The following is a 14,117-nucleotide window of genomic DNA, read 5'->3' as shown; positions in this document are numbered from 1 at the left end:
ATGTCATTGAACCTGCCCTCGCTTGCGGAATTGCGCGACTCCCGCGCCGAGATCCAGCGCTTTCAAGGCCGGGTGGTGGTGGTGCAATGGGTGGTGCTGTGCTGCTTTTTGCTGCTGGCCAGTCGACTGGCTTATTTGCAAGTGGTGCGCCATGAGGACTTGTTGGCTCAAGCCGAAAACAACCGCACGGCCATCTTGCCCACAGTGCCGCCGCGGGGCACGATTTTGGACCGCAATGGCGTGGTATTGGCCAGCAATTATTCGGCCTACACCTTGGAGATCACGCCCTCCAAGGTCAAGGACCTGGAAGCCACGATCAACGAGTTGTCGGAGTTGGTGGACATCCAGACCCGCGACCGTCGCCGCTTCAAACGCCTGCGCGAGGAGTCCAAAAGCTTTGACTCGCTGCCCATACGCAATCGCTTGACGGACGAAGAGGTGGCCCGCTTCAGCGCGCAAAGCTACCGATTTCCGGGGGTGGAGATCAAGGCCCGCTTGTTTCGTCAGTACCCGTATGGCGAGTTGGCCAGCCACGTCATTGGCTACATCGGCCGCATCAATCAGCGCGACAAGGATCGCCTGGAAGAAAACGACGATGCGGCCAACTACCGGGGCACCGAGTACATCGGCAAACTGGGGGTAGAGCAGCGCTACGAGCGCGAGCTCCATGGCATCACGGGCGTCAACGAGGTAGAGACTTCCGCTGGGGGGCGGGCGACGCGCAGCTTGTCCAACCGTCCGGCCATACCGGGTCAAAACGTGGTTTTGTCCATCGACATTCAGTTGCAAAAAATGGTCGAAGACCTGTTTGGAAACCGGCGCGGTGCCTTGGTGGCGCTGGACCCGAACAATGGCGAGGTGCTGGCCTTTGTGAGCAAGCCCACTTTCGACCCCAACTTGTTTGTGGACGGCATCGATGTTGAAAACTGGCAGATGCTCAACGAATCGATCGACAAGCCTTTGCTCAACCGGGCCTTGCGAGGCACCTACCCGCCGGGCTCCACCTACAAGCCTTTCATGGCGATGGCAGCTTTGGCGACGGGTAAAAGAAGTGCCTCGGCCATTACCTACGATGCAGGTTCCTGGACTTATGGTGGGCACACTTTCCGCAGCCACGGCGACCAAGGTTTGGGGCCGGTGGACATGGTGCGATCCATCGTGCTGTCGAGCAACGTTTATTACTATTCGCTGGCCAATGACATGGGTGTGGATGCAATCCACGATTTCATGAAGCCCCTGGGCTTTGGCCAAATCACTGGCATCGACCTGCCCGGTGAGGTGCGTGGCATCTTGCCCAGCACCGAATGGAAGCGCAATTACTTCAAGCGACCCGAGCAAAAGAAGTGGTTCGGTGGCGAGACCATTTCGCTGGGCATTGGTCAGGGGTACAACACCTTCACCATGGTTCAATTGGCTTCGGCCACGGCCACACTGGCCAATGGCGGTATGCAGTTCAAGCCCCGCGTCGTCACTGCCACGCAAGATGCGTTGACCCATGCGCAGTCGCAAGTGGGGGCGCAGCAGCCCTTGAGCCTGGGCTACAAACCCGAACACGTTGATGTGATTCACAAAGGCCTGGTTGGGGTGGTGACCTCGGGCACCTCGCAGCGTGTATTTGCGGGAGCCGCGTACACCAGCGCAGGCAAAACCGGCACGGCGCAGGCCGTGACCATCGGGCAAAAAGACAAATACGACGCGGCCAAGTTGTCCGAATACCAGCGCGATCACGCCTTGTACATGGCCTATGCACCTGCCGAAAAACCGCAAATTGCGGTGGCGGTGGTGGTGGAGAACGCGGGCTTTGGTGCGGCGTCAGCTGCACCCATTGCGCGAAGAGTGTTTGACTACTGGCTGCTGGGGCAGTACCCCAGCGAAGAAGACATGGCAGCCACACAAAAAGGCCAGACCGCCAGCCCGATCGGCCAGCCAAGGAGCAAAGCTGAGGTGCCCTTGATGGCCCCCAAAGTCCTGCCCGCAGGCAAAGCCGACAAGCCCTGAGTCATCGCAGGGTCCGGTTGTTCAGCTGGCGTAGACCGTGTCCAGGCTGGCGAAGCCCTTGACTTCGATGGGGTTGCCAAACGGGTCCATGAAGAACATGGTCCATTGCTCGCCAGGCTGCCCCGCAAAGCGCAGGTGGGGTTCGACGACAAACTTCATTTGACGGGCTTGCAGGCGATCGGCCAGCGCTTGCCAAGCGGTCTTTTGCAAGACCAGACCAAAGTGCGGCATCGGCACCAGGTGATCGCCCACGTGGCCCGTGAGGGTGGTTTTGAAAGGCTCGCCCAGGTGCAGTGAAATTTGGTGCGAAAAAAAGTCAAAGTCCACCCAGGTGTCGGTGGAGCGGCCTTCTTGGCAGCCGAGCACGCCGCCATAAAAACGGCGGGCCTCGTCCAGGTCGGTGACGTGAAAAGCGAAGTGAAACAGGCTGTGCATTCGCCAAAGCATATCAGCCCACAGCACCGACGGGCAGCCGTCAGAACCTGAGGTGAGGGCGTTTCAGCGGTGGTGCTCGGACAGGCTTTGGCAGTCGATGCAACGCTTGGCTGTGGGGTAGGCGTTCAGGCGAGCAGGGGGAATGCTGACGCCGCAATCGGTGCAGGTGCCGTAGGTCCCCGCTTGGATGCGTTCGAGCGCTGCATCGATGTCACCCAACTCGGCGGTTTCGTGTTCGTTGATGGCAAATTCGGTTTGCCGCTCGGTCTGAATCTGGGCGCGAGATTCCATGGCGTTGCCAAAGTGATCGACGGCCACTTCGGCGCGTGAGAATACGCCGCCGCGCTCATGGGCCATGCGGGCCAGCAGCTCGGTACGCGCTGCGATCAGTTGTGTTCTGAAAATGTCGTGGGGTGTGGGTGTGGCGGTATTCATGGTTTCATCATGAAACCGCCCGGCGCTCGCGGGGTTGACGCAGGTCAACCCTTACTGACTTGGCGCTGGCGCAGGGCCACGCCAGGGGCTGGATGAGTTTCAGGCCTTGGCTTTGGCGCGCGCCATCAGTAATTCGGTGTTGGCCTTGCGGTCGGCATTGACCTGTTGCATGGTGGCGCGCTCGTTCATGCGCTTGAGGTAGTCACGTACGGGCAGATCGGCCAGAAAATCGCGGCCATAAACGAGTTTGGTCGCCGCCGATACCAGCGGCAAATGCACCACTGCCGCGCAGTCGGCTAGGCTCAGGGTGTCGCCGATCAGGTAAGGCTCAAATTGAGCCAATTGGGCGAAAGCGGCTACGTTCTTCTCAAGCTGGTCGGCGGTCTTTGCCTTGACGCCATCGCTGACTTGCCCGCCAAAAAAGGCTTGCGGATACAGGTTGCGTGCCACCAGCTCCAGGTGCAGCTCCAAAAACGTGACCAGCTCGCGCACCTTGGCCGCAGCAAAGGGGGCGGCGGGCAGCAGGGGGTTCTGGGGGTACTGCTGCTCGATGTACTCCATGATCACGGCCGACTCGCACAGGGAGCCGGTGGGCGTCTTGATGTAAGGCACTTTGCCCAAAGGGCTGCAGGCCGCTTCAGTCTGACCCACCCAGGCCAACTCTTCGGTGAAGGGCACGCCTTTTTCAAGCAGCGCGAATTTGACTTTGTTGTAGTAATTACTGGCAGAAAAGCCGCAGAGTGTGAGCATGGTGAGCCTCAGATGGGAGTGGGAAGGTGCCAGCGTAGTGCCGCTGTGCATCTGTGGCGGTCGCCAAGATGACGGCTGGGCCAGAGGGTGAATGAAATCAAGCCCGTGTCAGGCTCAAAAAAGCGGATTGCAAATCCGCTTGACCTGTGTCGGCCAGCAGGTCTCCCACCCGACCTTCATGGCGCATGTGGCCTTTGTGCAGCACGATCACCCGGTCAGCGTGCGCCACTTCTTCTACCAGGTGTGTGGCCCACAGTGTGGCCACGCCCTGAGCGCTCTGCAGGTCTTGCACCGCTTGTAAAAGCTGCACGCGCGAGGCGGGGTCCAGGCCCACCGTGGCTTCGTCCATCAATAGCACGGCCGGGCGGTGCAGCAGAGCGCGCACCAGTTCGATTTTGCGGCGGTTGCCGCCCGACAAGGCCCGACAAGGCTGGCGAAGGTTGGGCAGCAGACCCAAGCCCTCCAGACCTTCGTGGATTCGTTGATCGGCCAAGGCGCGAGGCAGGCCATGCAGGTCGGTGTGAAAGCGCAGATTGGCTTGCACGCTCAAGTCAAGATCTAGCGCCGGTTGTTGGAACACCACGCCCAAGTGGGCCAGTGCCCGGGGCGCGGCGTAGCGCAGGTCGTGCCCCATGATCTGAATGCTGCCGCTGTCAGGGGCAAACAAGCCCGTGAGCAATTGCATCAGCGTGGATTTGCCCGCACCGTTGGGTCCGAGCAAGGCGACCCGCTCGCCCGGGACCAGGTTCAGACTCAGCTCGCGCAAGGCCACATGGCCTTGGTAAGCCTTGGTCAGGGATTGAGCTTGCAGGGGCAGGACTGATGGGGGCATGGTGTTGCGGAGTTGGGGGCTCATTCGGCCAGCAGTTTCATGCGCTGCAGCAGTTTGCGTTCGCGTTGGCTGATTTGTACCAGCATCTGTCGGTAAGACGGGCCGTCGAGGTAATCGGCCTCCTGGTCATAGCGCTGCAACTCGCTCAGGTGTCTGGGGCTGAACAGGGCCGCTTTGAAGGCGTCGTGCAACTGGGCAAGCACGGCAGGCGGTGTACCCGCAGGTGCAGCCAAGCCCCAAGGCGAATGGAAAACGGCTTGTGGAAAGCCCAGCTCTTTCATGGTTGGCACTTGTGGCCAGCGGGCGCTGCGTTGGTCGCTGAAAACCGCCAGCAGGCGCAGTTTGCCTTGTTCGACCCAAGGGGCAAAACCCGTCGAGTTCATGCCCGCCATGATGCTGCCGCTGGCCAAGGCCAGCATTTGGTCGGCCGTGCCCTTGAACGGCACATGGGTGTAGCGGATGTGGTGGGCGCTCAGCAGGTCTTCCATGGCCAGGTGCGGGGTGGAGCCGATGCCGGTGGAGCCCATCATCAATTCACCCGGACGGGTGCGTGCCCAGTCCAGCAAGTCTTGCACTTTTTGCCAAGGACTGTTGTTGGGCACCAGCAGACCAAAGGTGGTGCCTGAGACCTGCAAGATAGGACTCAGGTCGGTCAGGGGGTCCCAGGGCACTTTGTGCATCAGGGCGTGGCGCAACACGGGCAGGGGCAGTTGGCCGATGGTGTGGCCGTCAGGTGCCGCCGCTTTGAGCAGGGGGGCCACCAGTGTGCCGGCTGCCCCGGGGCGGTTGATGACCACCACCGTCTGTCCCAGACGCTGCCCGGCCTCTTCGGCCAGCACCCGAATGCTCAGGTCAGTGCCGCCGCCCGCTGGCCAGGGCACGATGAGCTGGATGGGCTTTTGTGGCCAGCCGCTGCTGGCCTGGCTCCAGCCGGGCCAGCTCCCCATGCCCAGTGCCATGGCCAGGAGCAGGCCTTGACGGCGTGTGATCGGGGTCGGGTTTTTTCGGAAAGACATCATGTCAAAACATTAGCAAAATGCACGCCAGTGTCGTTACCTTTTCAAGCGACAAAAACAAAGAGACCTCAGGCCCAAACCCGCCATGAGGGCCGTTTTTGGCACAAGACTTGCGGGAAGCTCAGCAGAACCTCTGCCAAGGGTGTGTCAAAACGGAACACTTGTTCCTTCAACCTAGGAGACATCTTCCATGACGTCAAATCCACTTCGTGTTGCACGCCCGAGCGCATGGCGCAGTTTGACGGTTGCTGCGCTCTTGTGCTGTGCCACTTGGGCGCAAGCCTCCAGCGTTTATGTGTCCTCTGAAAAAGACAACCAGGTGCTGGTGTTCGATGCCGCAGGCAAGTTGCAATCCAAGATCGATGTTTGCAAACGCCCGCGCCACATGATGTTCAGCAAAGATCAGAGCAAAATTTATGTTTGCTGCGGTGACAGTAACCAGTTGGGTGTGGTGGACCGCGCCAGCGGCAAGATGGTCGACACTGTGGCCTTGGGCGACAGCCCTGAAATTTTTGACCTGAGCCCGGATGGCAAGGTGGCGTATGTCTCCATTGAAGACGACAGCGTCCTCGCGGCCTATGACTTGGCCAGCAAAAAACCGCTGTTCGAGGTCAAAACCGGAGGGGAGCCCGAAGGTGTGATGCTCAGCCGCGATGGCAAATTCGCGTATGTGACTTCCGAGGAAGCCAATTTGGTCCACTTGGTTGATCTGAGCAGCAAAAAAATCATCAAAGACATCAAGGTGGGCAACCGCCCACGGCGATTTGCGGCATCACCCGATGGCAGTGAAATCTGGGTCAGCAATGAGTTGAGCTCGAATGTGTCTGTGATCGACGCCAAGACCCACACTGTCAAGGGCACCGTGGCTTTTGAGATCAAAGGCATGCGCGCCAGCGACATCACCCCAGTGGGCGTGGTCATGACGCGAGACGGCAAGACCGCCTGGGTCAGCCTGGGCAAAGCCAACCATGTGGCCGAGGTCGATGTGGCCACACGCAAGGTCCGCCGTACCGTACTGGCGGGCAAGCGGGCTTGGGGTATGGCCTTGAGCCAAGATGAAAAACAGCTGTACGTGACCAATGGCTTGTCCGATGACATGACCTTGGTGGACACGCAGGCAGGCAAAGCCATCCGCACCGTGGCCGTGGGTCGCGTGCCCCATACACCCTTGGTCAGCCCATGATACCCAGTCCTGATGCCCGCGTCAGAGGCGACAAGTCAGGCGTGTTGATGCGGACTGTCCAAAGTCTGGTGCCGCTCATTTTGGCCACAACGGCTTGGGTCGTCAGAAGCTTTGCTTTCACGGGGGGGCTGGCCATGGTGGTCGGCCTGAGCGGGGCACCCGTGGCGCAGGCCGCCACCCACACGGTGGCCCTGGTCTCCTTGGCCGACGATGCCCGTTACCAAAGCCGCCGCTTGGAGCGCCGTTACCCGGGTCATCCTGCCGGGCGCTTGGTGCAAGCGGCGCAATTGGGTGCCAGCGATGCCGAAGTTGGTTTGCGCGCAGCTGGGCACTCGATCAAAGTGATCGCTGTCACAGCGGGCAGTGCCGCCGATCTGGGCAAGGTTTTTCAGCAGCTCAAGAGCGACCGCGTGGCCTATTGGGTGCTCGATCTGCCCGAAGCCCAGTTGGCCCAAGCGGTGCAGGTCGCGGGCACCAGTGCTTTGCTGTTCAACGCCAGCGCTGCCGCAGATGCTCTGCGGGGTAGTCAGTGTGCTGCCATGCTGTTTCACAGTTACCCCAGTCAAGCCATGTTGGGCGATGCCCTGGCCCAGTACCTCGCGGCCCGCTCATGGCGCAATGCACTCGTGCTGCAAGGCCCCGAAGCCGCCGACCAGTTGCAAGGACAGGCCTGGCAACGGGCGGCCAAACGTTATGGCATCAAAACAGTGGACACCAAGGCCTTCAAGCTCTCGGGGGATCCGCGTGAACGCGATTTGGCCAACACCCGCTTGCTCACCAATGACCGCAGCCACGATGTGGTGGCGGTGATGGACGCCGATGGCGAGTTTGCACGCACGCTGCCCTACGCCACTCAGCAACCCCGCCCGGTGGTGGGGGCCAATGGTTTGGTGGCCTTGGCTTGGCACGCTCAGTGGGAGCGCAACGGCGGCCCACAGGTCAATCGCCGCTTTGCTCGCCAGGCGCAACGCCCCATGGTCGGTCAAGATTGGGCCGCTTGGGTGGCCGTCAAATCCATCGCGGCCCTGGTCAGCGATCACAGCAAAGCCGCTTTGCCCGACCAAGCCCGCTTGCTGCGCAGCGGCCAGGTGTTTGTGGACGGGGCCAAAGGGCCGCGCCTGTCATACCGCAGCTGGGATGGCCAGTTGCGTCAGCCCCTGTTTTTGAGCCATGTGGATGGTGTTTTGGGGACCGCGCCGCTGGACGGCGTCTTGCACCCAGTTGAAGTGATGGACACCTTGGGTGTCGATGAAAAAGAAAGCACATGCAAAGCCAAGCCCTGACCGCCCCACCGCCCTTGTCGCCTGCGCCAACCTATGGCGTACATTTGCTGCGCGCCATGCGGGCCGTGGTCGGGCGCGAGATCCATAAGTTTTTGCGTCAACCCGCACGCTTAGCCTCGGCCCTGGTGCGGCCGCTGCTGTGGTTCGTGGTGTTTGCCACGGGTTTTCAGAATGTGTTTGGCGTGTCCATCATCCCGCCGTATGAAACCTACATCGAATACAAGGTTTACATGCTGCCGGGCTTGCTTGGCATGATTGCGCTGTTCAACGGCATGCAAAGCTCACTGTCCCTGGTCTATGACCGCGAGATGGGGCTCATGCGCTTGTTGCTCACAGCGCCCCTGAACCGCGCATGGCTGCTGGCCTTCAAGCTGCTGGCGGGCACCAGCCTGTCGGTGCTGCAAATGGTGGTTTTTTTGGGCGTGGCTTGGTTGTTGGGCGTGGATGTCGCCCCGCTGCACGCCTTGCTGGCGCTGCCCGCCATAGTGCTGGCCGCCGTGCTGATGGCCTCGATGGGCTTGGTGCTGTCGGTGTATGTGCGCCAGTTGGAAAATTTTGCGGGGGCCATGAACTTCGTGATTTTCCCCATGTTCTTCATCAGCTCAGCGCTCTACCCCTTGTGGAAGTTTGAAGAAGCCGGGGCCGTGTGGCTTTACCAATTGGCGCAGTTCAATCCCTTTACGCAAGCGGTGGAGACGATGCGCTTTGCCTTGCAAGGGCAAACCTACGGCATGGGCTGGTTGGTGGGTCTGCTGGGCACCTCGTTCTTTTTTGCGCTGGCGGTGCGTGGCTATGACCCGCAGCGTGGCTGGATGAAACAACGCGGCGCATCCTGAAAAAATGTTGGGAGACAAAAATGAACAAGTTATGGAGCCGCCGCCGGGCCCTGGCAGGGCTGGGCGGCATGTTGGGTGGTGCGGCTTGGGCCCAAGGGGCTGACCCCACAGGGGGTGATCCTTTGGGGTCGATGCAGTGGCCTGTGCTGATCAAAAAACATCTGCTGGGGGCGAATTGGCGCTTCACGGATGACGTGGTGGTCAAGGGCCCCGAGTTTGCCGAAGATGCGATGAATGTGCCGATCCTGGTCGATGCGCGAGCCTTGGCGCTTTCGGCAGGCCCCATCGACATGATCCGGCTCGTTGCAGACCGCAACCCGATCCAGCACATCCTCGACTTCGAGCCCCTGGGCAGCTGGCCAGTGCTGGCGTTTCGTTTTCGCATGGAGCAAGGCTCGCCCGTGCGCGCCTTGGTGCGCACCCGCGATGGGCGCTGGCATGTGGGCCAGACCTGGGTGAACGCCTCTGGCGGTGGTTGCACTGTGCCCGGCATCACGCGGGCTGATGGCTCCTGGAGCCGCACGCTGGGCCAAGTGCAGGCCCGTGTGTTCCGCAACGTGATCGACGGCGGCACGCGCTTGCGCCTTCGCGTGATGCACCCGATGGACACCGGGCTGGTGGCGGGCATCCCGAGTTTTCACATTGAGCAGCTGGCCTTGCACAATTTCCAGGATCAGGCCGTATGGCGGCTGAGCTTGCACGAACCGGTGTCAGAAAACCCGCTTTTGACCTTGGAGCTGGGCGATGCAATGCGCGGCCCTTGGCAGATCAAAGGGCGTGACAACAACGGCAACCGCATCCAAGCGCAGGTGACAGCATGAGGGCGCAGCGCATGCCACGGGCGGCGGTTTGGCTCTGTGCCATGATCGCCAGCCCAGCGGGGGCGGTCGATGTGGCGCGACTGGATTACCAATTGCAGCCCCGCCAGATTGCACCAGGAACCTGGGTCATCGAAGGCGCAGTAGATGATTTCAGCCATGCCAACGGCTGCAACATCATCAATACAGCCATGCTCAGCAATAAGGCAGGCTCTTTGGTCATCAACACCGGTCCTTCTCGTTTGTATGGCGACCAGCAACGCGCCGCCCTCGGCCGCCTGACGCCTCATCCAGTTAAAAAAGTGGTAAGCCTCAATTTGCACCCGGACTACTTTTTAGGTAACCAGGCCTGGGGCGATGTGCCCACCGCTGCCCTGCCGGGCAGCCGTACAGGCATGCAGGCCGAGGGCAAGGCCTACGAGGACAACCTGTACCGACTGTGTGGCGACTGGATGCGTGGCACCGAGTTCCGCCCTTCGCGTGAGGACATTCAGCCCGGACGCTTCGAGTGGGGTGGGCACACGCTGGAATGGGTGCGCTTGCAAGGCCATACCGACCATGACTTGGTACTGATCGATCGCACCACAGAGGTGTTGTTTGCTGGGGGGCTGGTGTTTGCCGACCGGGTGCCCACTATGCCCCATGCCAACTTGGCGCAGTGGATCGCCAGTTTGCAAATCATGCGCCAGTGGATTACCCAAGGACAGGTCAAGACGGTAGTGCCCAGCCACGGCCCGGTGCACACCGGCACCTACGGGGTGGACCAGACGTTGGATTGGTTGCAGTGGTTGCACACGCGCATGCAAACCAGTGCCGCACAAGGTTTGGACCTCTCAGAGGTTTTGCGTCTGCCCATTCCTGAACGCTTTGTGCCTTGGGCGGCCTTGCGGGCAGAGTATGCGCGCAACGTGACCACGCTGTACCCGCGTTATGAGACTGAACAGTTTTCATTTCAGACTGCGCCGACTGTGACATCCAAGTGATCCGAAATTGAACAGCGCGACGGGCCTGTAGCGGCAAGCTGTTGAATTGGACTCCTGAAAGCAACAGATTCATTAGGGTTATGCCTGATCTTTGGATGTGTCCGAATAGCCTTGCAGGTGGCACGGTATTTGCCACTGAAAAATTACGACGCAAGTCAGTTCAGCTTTACCGGCTGGCAAGTCGTTCCTTTTCTTCAACGCTCTGCCCCTTCTTTCAACAGGAGACAACACTGTGAAACTCAAACTTTTAAGCCTGCTCGTCATGATGGCCGCAGCTCAAGCTGGTGCTCAAGTCACGAACGACATGATCAGCAAAGACTCCGCCACGACCAACGACGTCCTGTCCTCGGGTCTGGGCACACAAGGCCAGCGCTACTCGCCGCTGACCGATGTGAACGCCAAGAGCATCAACAAACTGGTGCCCGTGTGGTCCATGTCTTTTGGCGGTGAAAAGCAGCGCGGCCAGCAATCGCAGCCCTTGATTCATGGCGGCAAGATGTTTGTCACGGCTTCTTACTCGCGCATTTTTGCGCTGGACGCCAAGACCGGCAAAAAACTCTGGAAGTACGAGCACCGGCTGCCCGAAGGCATCATGCCCTGCTGCGACGTGATCAATCGTGGTGCAGCGCTGTTTGACAACCTGGTCATCTTTGGCACGCTGGACGCCCAGTTGGTTGCGCTGGACCAGAACACAGGCAAGGTTGTTTGGCGCGAGAAGATCGACGACTACTCTGCAGGCTACAGCTACACCGCTGCGCCTTTGATCGCCGATGGCTTGTTGCTGACCGGCTTGTCCGGCGGTGAATTCGGTGTGGTGGGCCGCGTGGAAGCGCGTGACCCCAAAACGGGCAAGATGGTCTGGGTCCGCCCTGTGGTCGAAGGCCACATGGGCTACAAGGACGGCAAGGAAAACGGCATCTCTGGTACCACCAACGCCACCTGGCCTGGTGACACTTGGAAGACCGGCGGCGCAGCCCCCTGGCTGGGCGGCACTTATGACGCCAAAACAGGTCTGGCCTATTTCGGCACCGGCAACCCCGGCCCCTGGAACAGCCACCTGCGCAAGGGTGACAACTTGTTCTCCACCTCCACCGTGGCCATCGATGTCAAATCCGGTCAGATCAAGTGGCACTACCAGAACACCCCCAACGACGGCTGGGACTATGACGGTGTGAACGAGTTCGTGACCTTTGACATGGACGGCAAGCGCATGGGCGGCAAGGCCGACCGCAACGGTTACTTCTATGTGAACGATGCCACCACCGGCAAGCTGGTCAACGCCTTCCCCTTCGTCACCAAGACCACTTGGGCCAACGGCATTGACCTGAAAACAGGCCGTCCCAACTTTGTGCCTGAAAACCGTCCAGGTGACCCCACCGGTTCTGGTGGTGACGGCAACAAGGGCAAGTCGGTGTTCGCTGCCCCCGGTTTCTTGGGCGGCAAGAACCAGATGCCCATGGCCTACAGCCCCAAGACCAACTTGTTCTATGTGCCTTCCAACGAATGGGGCATGGAAATCTGGAACGAGCCTGTGACCTACAAAAAAGGTGCAGCCTTCCTGGGTGCGGGCTTCACCATCAGACCTTTGTACGACGACTACATCGGCTCCATGCGCGCTGTGAACCCCAAGACCGGCAAGATCGAGTGGGAAGTCAAGAACGAAGCCCCTCTGTGGGGTGGCGTGTTGGTGGCAGGCGACCTGGTGTTCTGGGGCACGCCTGAAGGCTACCTGAAGGCCGCTGACGCCAAGACCGGCAAGGTGGTGTGGCAGTTCCAGACCGGTTCGGGCATCGTGGCACCTCCCATCACCTGGAAAGAAGGCAACGACCAATACGTGTCTGTGGTCTCTGGCTGGGGTGGTGCTGTGCCGCTGTGGGGTGGTGAAGTGGCCAAAAAAGTCAACTTCCTCGAACAAGGCGGCTCCGTCTGGACCTTCAAGCTGATGAAGTGATTTTCTGACTGTACCCTGCGGGTGGTTCGTGTCAGCGATCACACTCAAGGGCACAGCCCACAGTGCAAGGCCTGATATGGCTTTTTGCTGAGGGCCCACAACCAGGGCAGTCTTCTGCGCACAGGCAGGCGGCTGCTCTTTTTTTTGCCGGTGCCATGTCGGCATCTGCTGAACGCAACACTTGCATGCTGATTCATTGGCCTGAAAGAAAGACATGAACATGAAAACCCGACAAAGCCTCGTGCTGCTGGCCGTGAGTTGGGCCGCTGCCGGATGGGCGCTAGCGGCGGATGCACAAGCCGTGCTCAAAGACAACGGCTGCCTGTCCTGCCATGCCAAAGACGAAAAAATCGTAGGGCCCGCTTTTTTGAGCATCGCGGACAAATACCGCAACGACAAAGATGCCGTCGTCACCTTGGTCCAATCGATCCAAAACGGCTCCAAGGGCAAGTGGGGCCGCGTGCCCATGCCTGCCCATCGAGGCATGAGTCAGGATGATCTGAAAACCGTGGCAACGCACATCTTGGCGAGCAAGCCCTGATCCCTTGGCGGGACTGCGCATACCGACATGGACCTGCGCACAACACTCTCCACCTGACTGGCTGTGGCTTTTGCGTTCTTGCTGGTGTTGGGCATGGTTTGGCAGCAGGACGTGCGCGAAGACGCGCAGTTCGAGCAGCAGGCCACCATGCTAATTGGTGGCATCTATAGTGACCTCCTGTAAAAACATCTACAGCTCGGCCACCGGGGCCGTTTTTGACACCTTGGAAAGTAGCTTGACCAATAGTCAGTTGCAAGCATTGCTTGGTCTGGTCTGGTCTGGACCTGGAACGGTCTCAATGACGCTACGGTGTTTTTGCGGCATCCATCGCTTTGCACCCCAATGGCCAAACCGCGACATTGACAACAACACGCTGCAAAAGGTGACGCCTGAGTAGTCGAACACCACCGAGCTGGGCGTGCGCACGGGCTTGCGCAATAGCGGCCAACTGGAGGTCATGGTGTTCAGCATGGACATCATTTACCACGTCGGGCAGTCCAGTGGGGTTTTTACGAACGAAGGTCGGGCGCAGCAGACGGGCATTGAAATCAGTGGCAAGCTCAACTTGGGTGAACTTGCGGGTCAGAAAACCCATGACTTTGCCAGCCAAGCCTTCACGCACTTGATGACCGCCAAATTAAGGACAGCGGTCAGGTGGGCGGTGAGGGTGAAGATGGTTACGGCTATTACCAGGCAGGTAACCGCTTGCCTTATGCACTCAAGTATGCACTGGCCATGAACCTGTCCTACGAGGGTCCACAAGGGCCGCTAGCGCGAGTGGGCGTCACCTAAGTCAGCCGCATTTTCAAGTACCGACAACTACCGGGGCAGCTCTGCAGAAGGCCTTTGCGGGGACGTTGGTGGTGACGGGCAAACCGATTGCGGCCTGTTTGGGGAAACCCCATCTTTGTCTCTTTAGAGTGCATCCATCGGCTTCGCCCCTAAGGGGCAAAAAGTTTCCTAATTCCTCTATGGTGAAAACGTGCTCGACAACAAGTATTACAGTGCCCGAACCAAGGGTTTGCAAGCTGGCCGTGGTCGCATGGGGATGACAGG

General features: G+C 59.8%; 14 protein-coding genes. 8 read left to right on the top strand and 6 right to left on the bottom strand.

Annotation, left to right across the window (positions count from 1 at the left end; translation table 11 throughout):
• A complete protein-coding gene (mrdA, locus tag B9Z50_RS04650; protein WP_108362418.1) occupies positions 1-1,998 on the top strand; it encodes a penicillin-binding protein 2 in 1,998 nt (665 codons plus the stop codon).
• Positions 1,999-2,019: 21 nt separating this feature from the next.
• On the opposite strand, the gene B9Z50_RS04645 is transcribed toward mrdA, so the two are convergent.
• The 5 genes from B9Z50_RS04645 to B9Z50_RS04625 all read right to left on the bottom strand — a co-directional run bounded on the left by B9Z50_RS04645 (position 2,020) and on the right by B9Z50_RS04625 (position 5,469).
• On the bottom strand, positions 2,020-2,433 hold the full coding sequence (locus B9Z50_RS04645; RefSeq protein ID WP_108362417.1) for a VOC family protein: 414 nt from the start codon (positions 2,431-2,433) through the stop codon (positions 2,020-2,022).
• Positions 2,434-2,496: 63 nt separating this feature from the next.
• Positions 2,497-2,868: a TraR/DksA C4-type zinc finger protein gene (locus B9Z50_RS04640; RefSeq protein WP_108362416.1), complete on the bottom strand. Its 372-nt coding sequence runs from the start codon at positions 2,866-2,868 to the stop codon at positions 2,497-2,499.
• 99 nt (positions 2,869-2,967) lie between these two features.
• Entirely contained in the window at positions 2,968-3,618 is a 651-nt protein-coding gene (locus tag B9Z50_RS04635; protein ID WP_108362415.1) for a glutathione S-transferase, read from the bottom strand.
• Positions 3,619-3,715: 97 nt separating this feature from the next.
• Positions 3,716-4,474, bottom strand: coding sequence for an ATP-binding cassette domain-containing protein (locus B9Z50_RS04630; protein ID WP_233249755.1), 759 nt, complete (start codon positions 4,472-4,474; stop codon positions 3,716-3,718).
• The gene (locus B9Z50_RS04625) at positions 4,471-5,469 is read right to left on the bottom strand and encodes a tripartite tricarboxylate transporter substrate binding protein (protein WP_108362414.1); all 999 of its coding nucleotides are present in this window, start codon (positions 5,467-5,469) and stop codon (positions 4,471-4,473) included. The genes B9Z50_RS04630 and B9Z50_RS04625 overlap by 4 nt, the downstream gene beginning before the upstream one ends.
• Positions 5,470-5,656: 187 nt before the next feature.
• On the opposite strand from B9Z50_RS04625, the gene B9Z50_RS04620 reads away from it, so the two are divergent.
• The 7 genes from B9Z50_RS04620 to B9Z50_RS04590 all read left to right on the top strand — a co-directional run bounded on the left by B9Z50_RS04620 (position 5,657) and on the right by B9Z50_RS04590 (position 13,061).
• Entirely contained in the window at positions 5,657-6,649 is a 993-nt protein-coding gene (locus B9Z50_RS04620; RefSeq protein ID WP_108362413.1) for a PQQ-dependent catabolism-associated beta-propeller protein, read from the top strand.
• 47 nt (positions 6,650-6,696) lie between these two features.
• Positions 6,697-7,932: a branched-chain amino acid ABC transporter substrate-binding protein gene (locus B9Z50_RS04615; RefSeq protein ID WP_233249754.1), complete on the top strand. Its 1,236-nt coding sequence runs from the start codon at positions 6,697-6,699 to the stop codon at positions 7,930-7,932.
• A complete protein-coding gene (locus B9Z50_RS04610; protein ID WP_108362412.1) occupies positions 7,914-8,768 on the top strand; it encodes an ABC transporter permease in 855 nt (284 codons plus the stop codon). The genes B9Z50_RS04615 and B9Z50_RS04610 overlap by 19 nt, the downstream gene beginning before the upstream one ends.
• Before the next feature lie 20 nt (positions 8,769-8,788).
• Complete coding sequence (locus B9Z50_RS04605) at positions 8,789-9,589, top strand: quinoprotein dehydrogenase-associated SoxYZ-like carrier (RefSeq protein ID WP_108362411.1); 801 nt, start codon at positions 8,789-8,791, stop codon at positions 9,587-9,589.
• Positions 9,590-9,630: 41 nt separating this feature from the next.
• Positions 9,631-10,569, top strand: a complete 939-nt coding sequence (locus B9Z50_RS04600) for a quinoprotein relay system zinc metallohydrolase 1 (protein ID WP_233249753.1) — start codon at positions 9,631-9,633, stop codon at positions 10,567-10,569.
• A gap of 262 nt (positions 10,570-10,831) precedes the next feature.
• Positions 10,832-12,520 (top strand): PQQ-dependent methanol/ethanol family dehydrogenase, encoded by a 1,689-nt coding sequence (locus B9Z50_RS04595; RefSeq protein WP_108362409.1) that lies wholly within the window; start codon positions 10,832-10,834, stop codon positions 12,518-12,520.
• A gap of 220 nt (positions 12,521-12,740) precedes the next feature.
• Positions 12,741-13,061 carry a c-type cytochrome gene (locus B9Z50_RS04590; RefSeq protein WP_146183165.1) on the top strand — a complete coding sequence of 107 codons (321 nt, stop codon included), beginning with the start codon at positions 12,741-12,743 and terminating at the stop codon, positions 13,059-13,061.
• 304 nt (positions 13,062-13,365) lie between these two features.
• Here B9Z50_RS04590 and B9Z50_RS17400 read toward each other — a convergent pair whose 3' ends face one another.
• On the bottom strand, positions 13,366-13,656 hold the full coding sequence (locus B9Z50_RS17400) for a hypothetical protein (RefSeq protein ID WP_146183164.1): 291 nt from the start codon (positions 13,654-13,656) through the stop codon (positions 13,366-13,368).
• Positions 13,657-14,117: the final 461 nt, after the last annotated feature.

Origin of the sequence: Limnohabitans sp. Bal53 (genome assembly GCF_003063355.1) — a bacterium.
In the GTDB taxonomy this organism is placed as follows: Bacteria; Pseudomonadota; Gammaproteobacteria; order Burkholderiales; family Burkholderiaceae_C; genus Limnohabitans_A.
This window is presented reverse-complemented; position numbering and strand designations above follow the sequence as displayed.

Coding starts and splice junctions, on each gene's coding strand:
- B9Z50_RS04595 (WP_108362409.1), top strand. CDS start 10,832: ATGATGGCCGCAGCTCAAGCTGGTGCTCAAGTCACGAACGACATGATC.
- B9Z50_RS04635 (WP_108362415.1), bottom strand. CDS start 3,618: ATGCTCACACTCTGCGGCTTTTCTGCCAGTAATTACTACAACAAAGTC.
- B9Z50_RS04630 (WP_233249755.1), bottom strand. CDS start 4,474: ATGAGCCCCCAACTCCGCAACACCATGCCCCCATCAGTCCTGCCCCTG.
- B9Z50_RS04625 (WP_108362414.1), bottom strand. CDS start 5,469: ATGATGTCTTTCCGAAAAAACCCGACCCCGATCACACGCCGTCAAGGC.
- B9Z50_RS17400 (WP_146183164.1), bottom strand. CDS start 13,656: ATGGGTTTTCTGACCCGCAAGTTCACCCAAGTTGAGCTTGCCACTGAT.
- B9Z50_RS04610 (WP_108362412.1), top strand. CDS start 7,914: ATGCAAAGCCAAGCCCTGACCGCCCCACCGCCCTTGTCGCCTGCGCCA.
- mrdA (WP_108362418.1), top strand. CDS start 1: ATGTCATTGAACCTGCCCTCGCTTGCGGAATTGCGCGACTCCCGCGCC.
- B9Z50_RS04590 (WP_146183165.1), top strand. CDS start 12,741: ATGAAAACCCGACAAAGCCTCGTGCTGCTGGCCGTGAGTTGGGCCGCT.
- B9Z50_RS04620 (WP_108362413.1), top strand. CDS start 5,657: ATGACGTCAAATCCACTTCGTGTTGCACGCCCGAGCGCATGGCGCAGT.
- B9Z50_RS04605 (WP_108362411.1), top strand. CDS start 8,789: ATGAACAAGTTATGGAGCCGCCGCCGGGCCCTGGCAGGGCTGGGCGGC.
- B9Z50_RS04640 (WP_108362416.1), bottom strand. CDS start 2,868: ATGAATACCGCCACACCCACACCCCACGACATTTTCAGAACACAACTG.
- B9Z50_RS04645 (WP_108362417.1), bottom strand. CDS start 2,433: ATGCACAGCCTGTTTCACTTCGCTTTTCACGTCACCGACCTGGACGAG.
- B9Z50_RS04615 (WP_233249754.1), top strand. CDS start 6,697: ATGCGGACTGTCCAAAGTCTGGTGCCGCTCATTTTGGCCACAACGGCT.
- B9Z50_RS04600 (WP_233249753.1), top strand. CDS start 9,631: ATGATCGCCAGCCCAGCGGGGGCGGTCGATGTGGCGCGACTGGATTAC.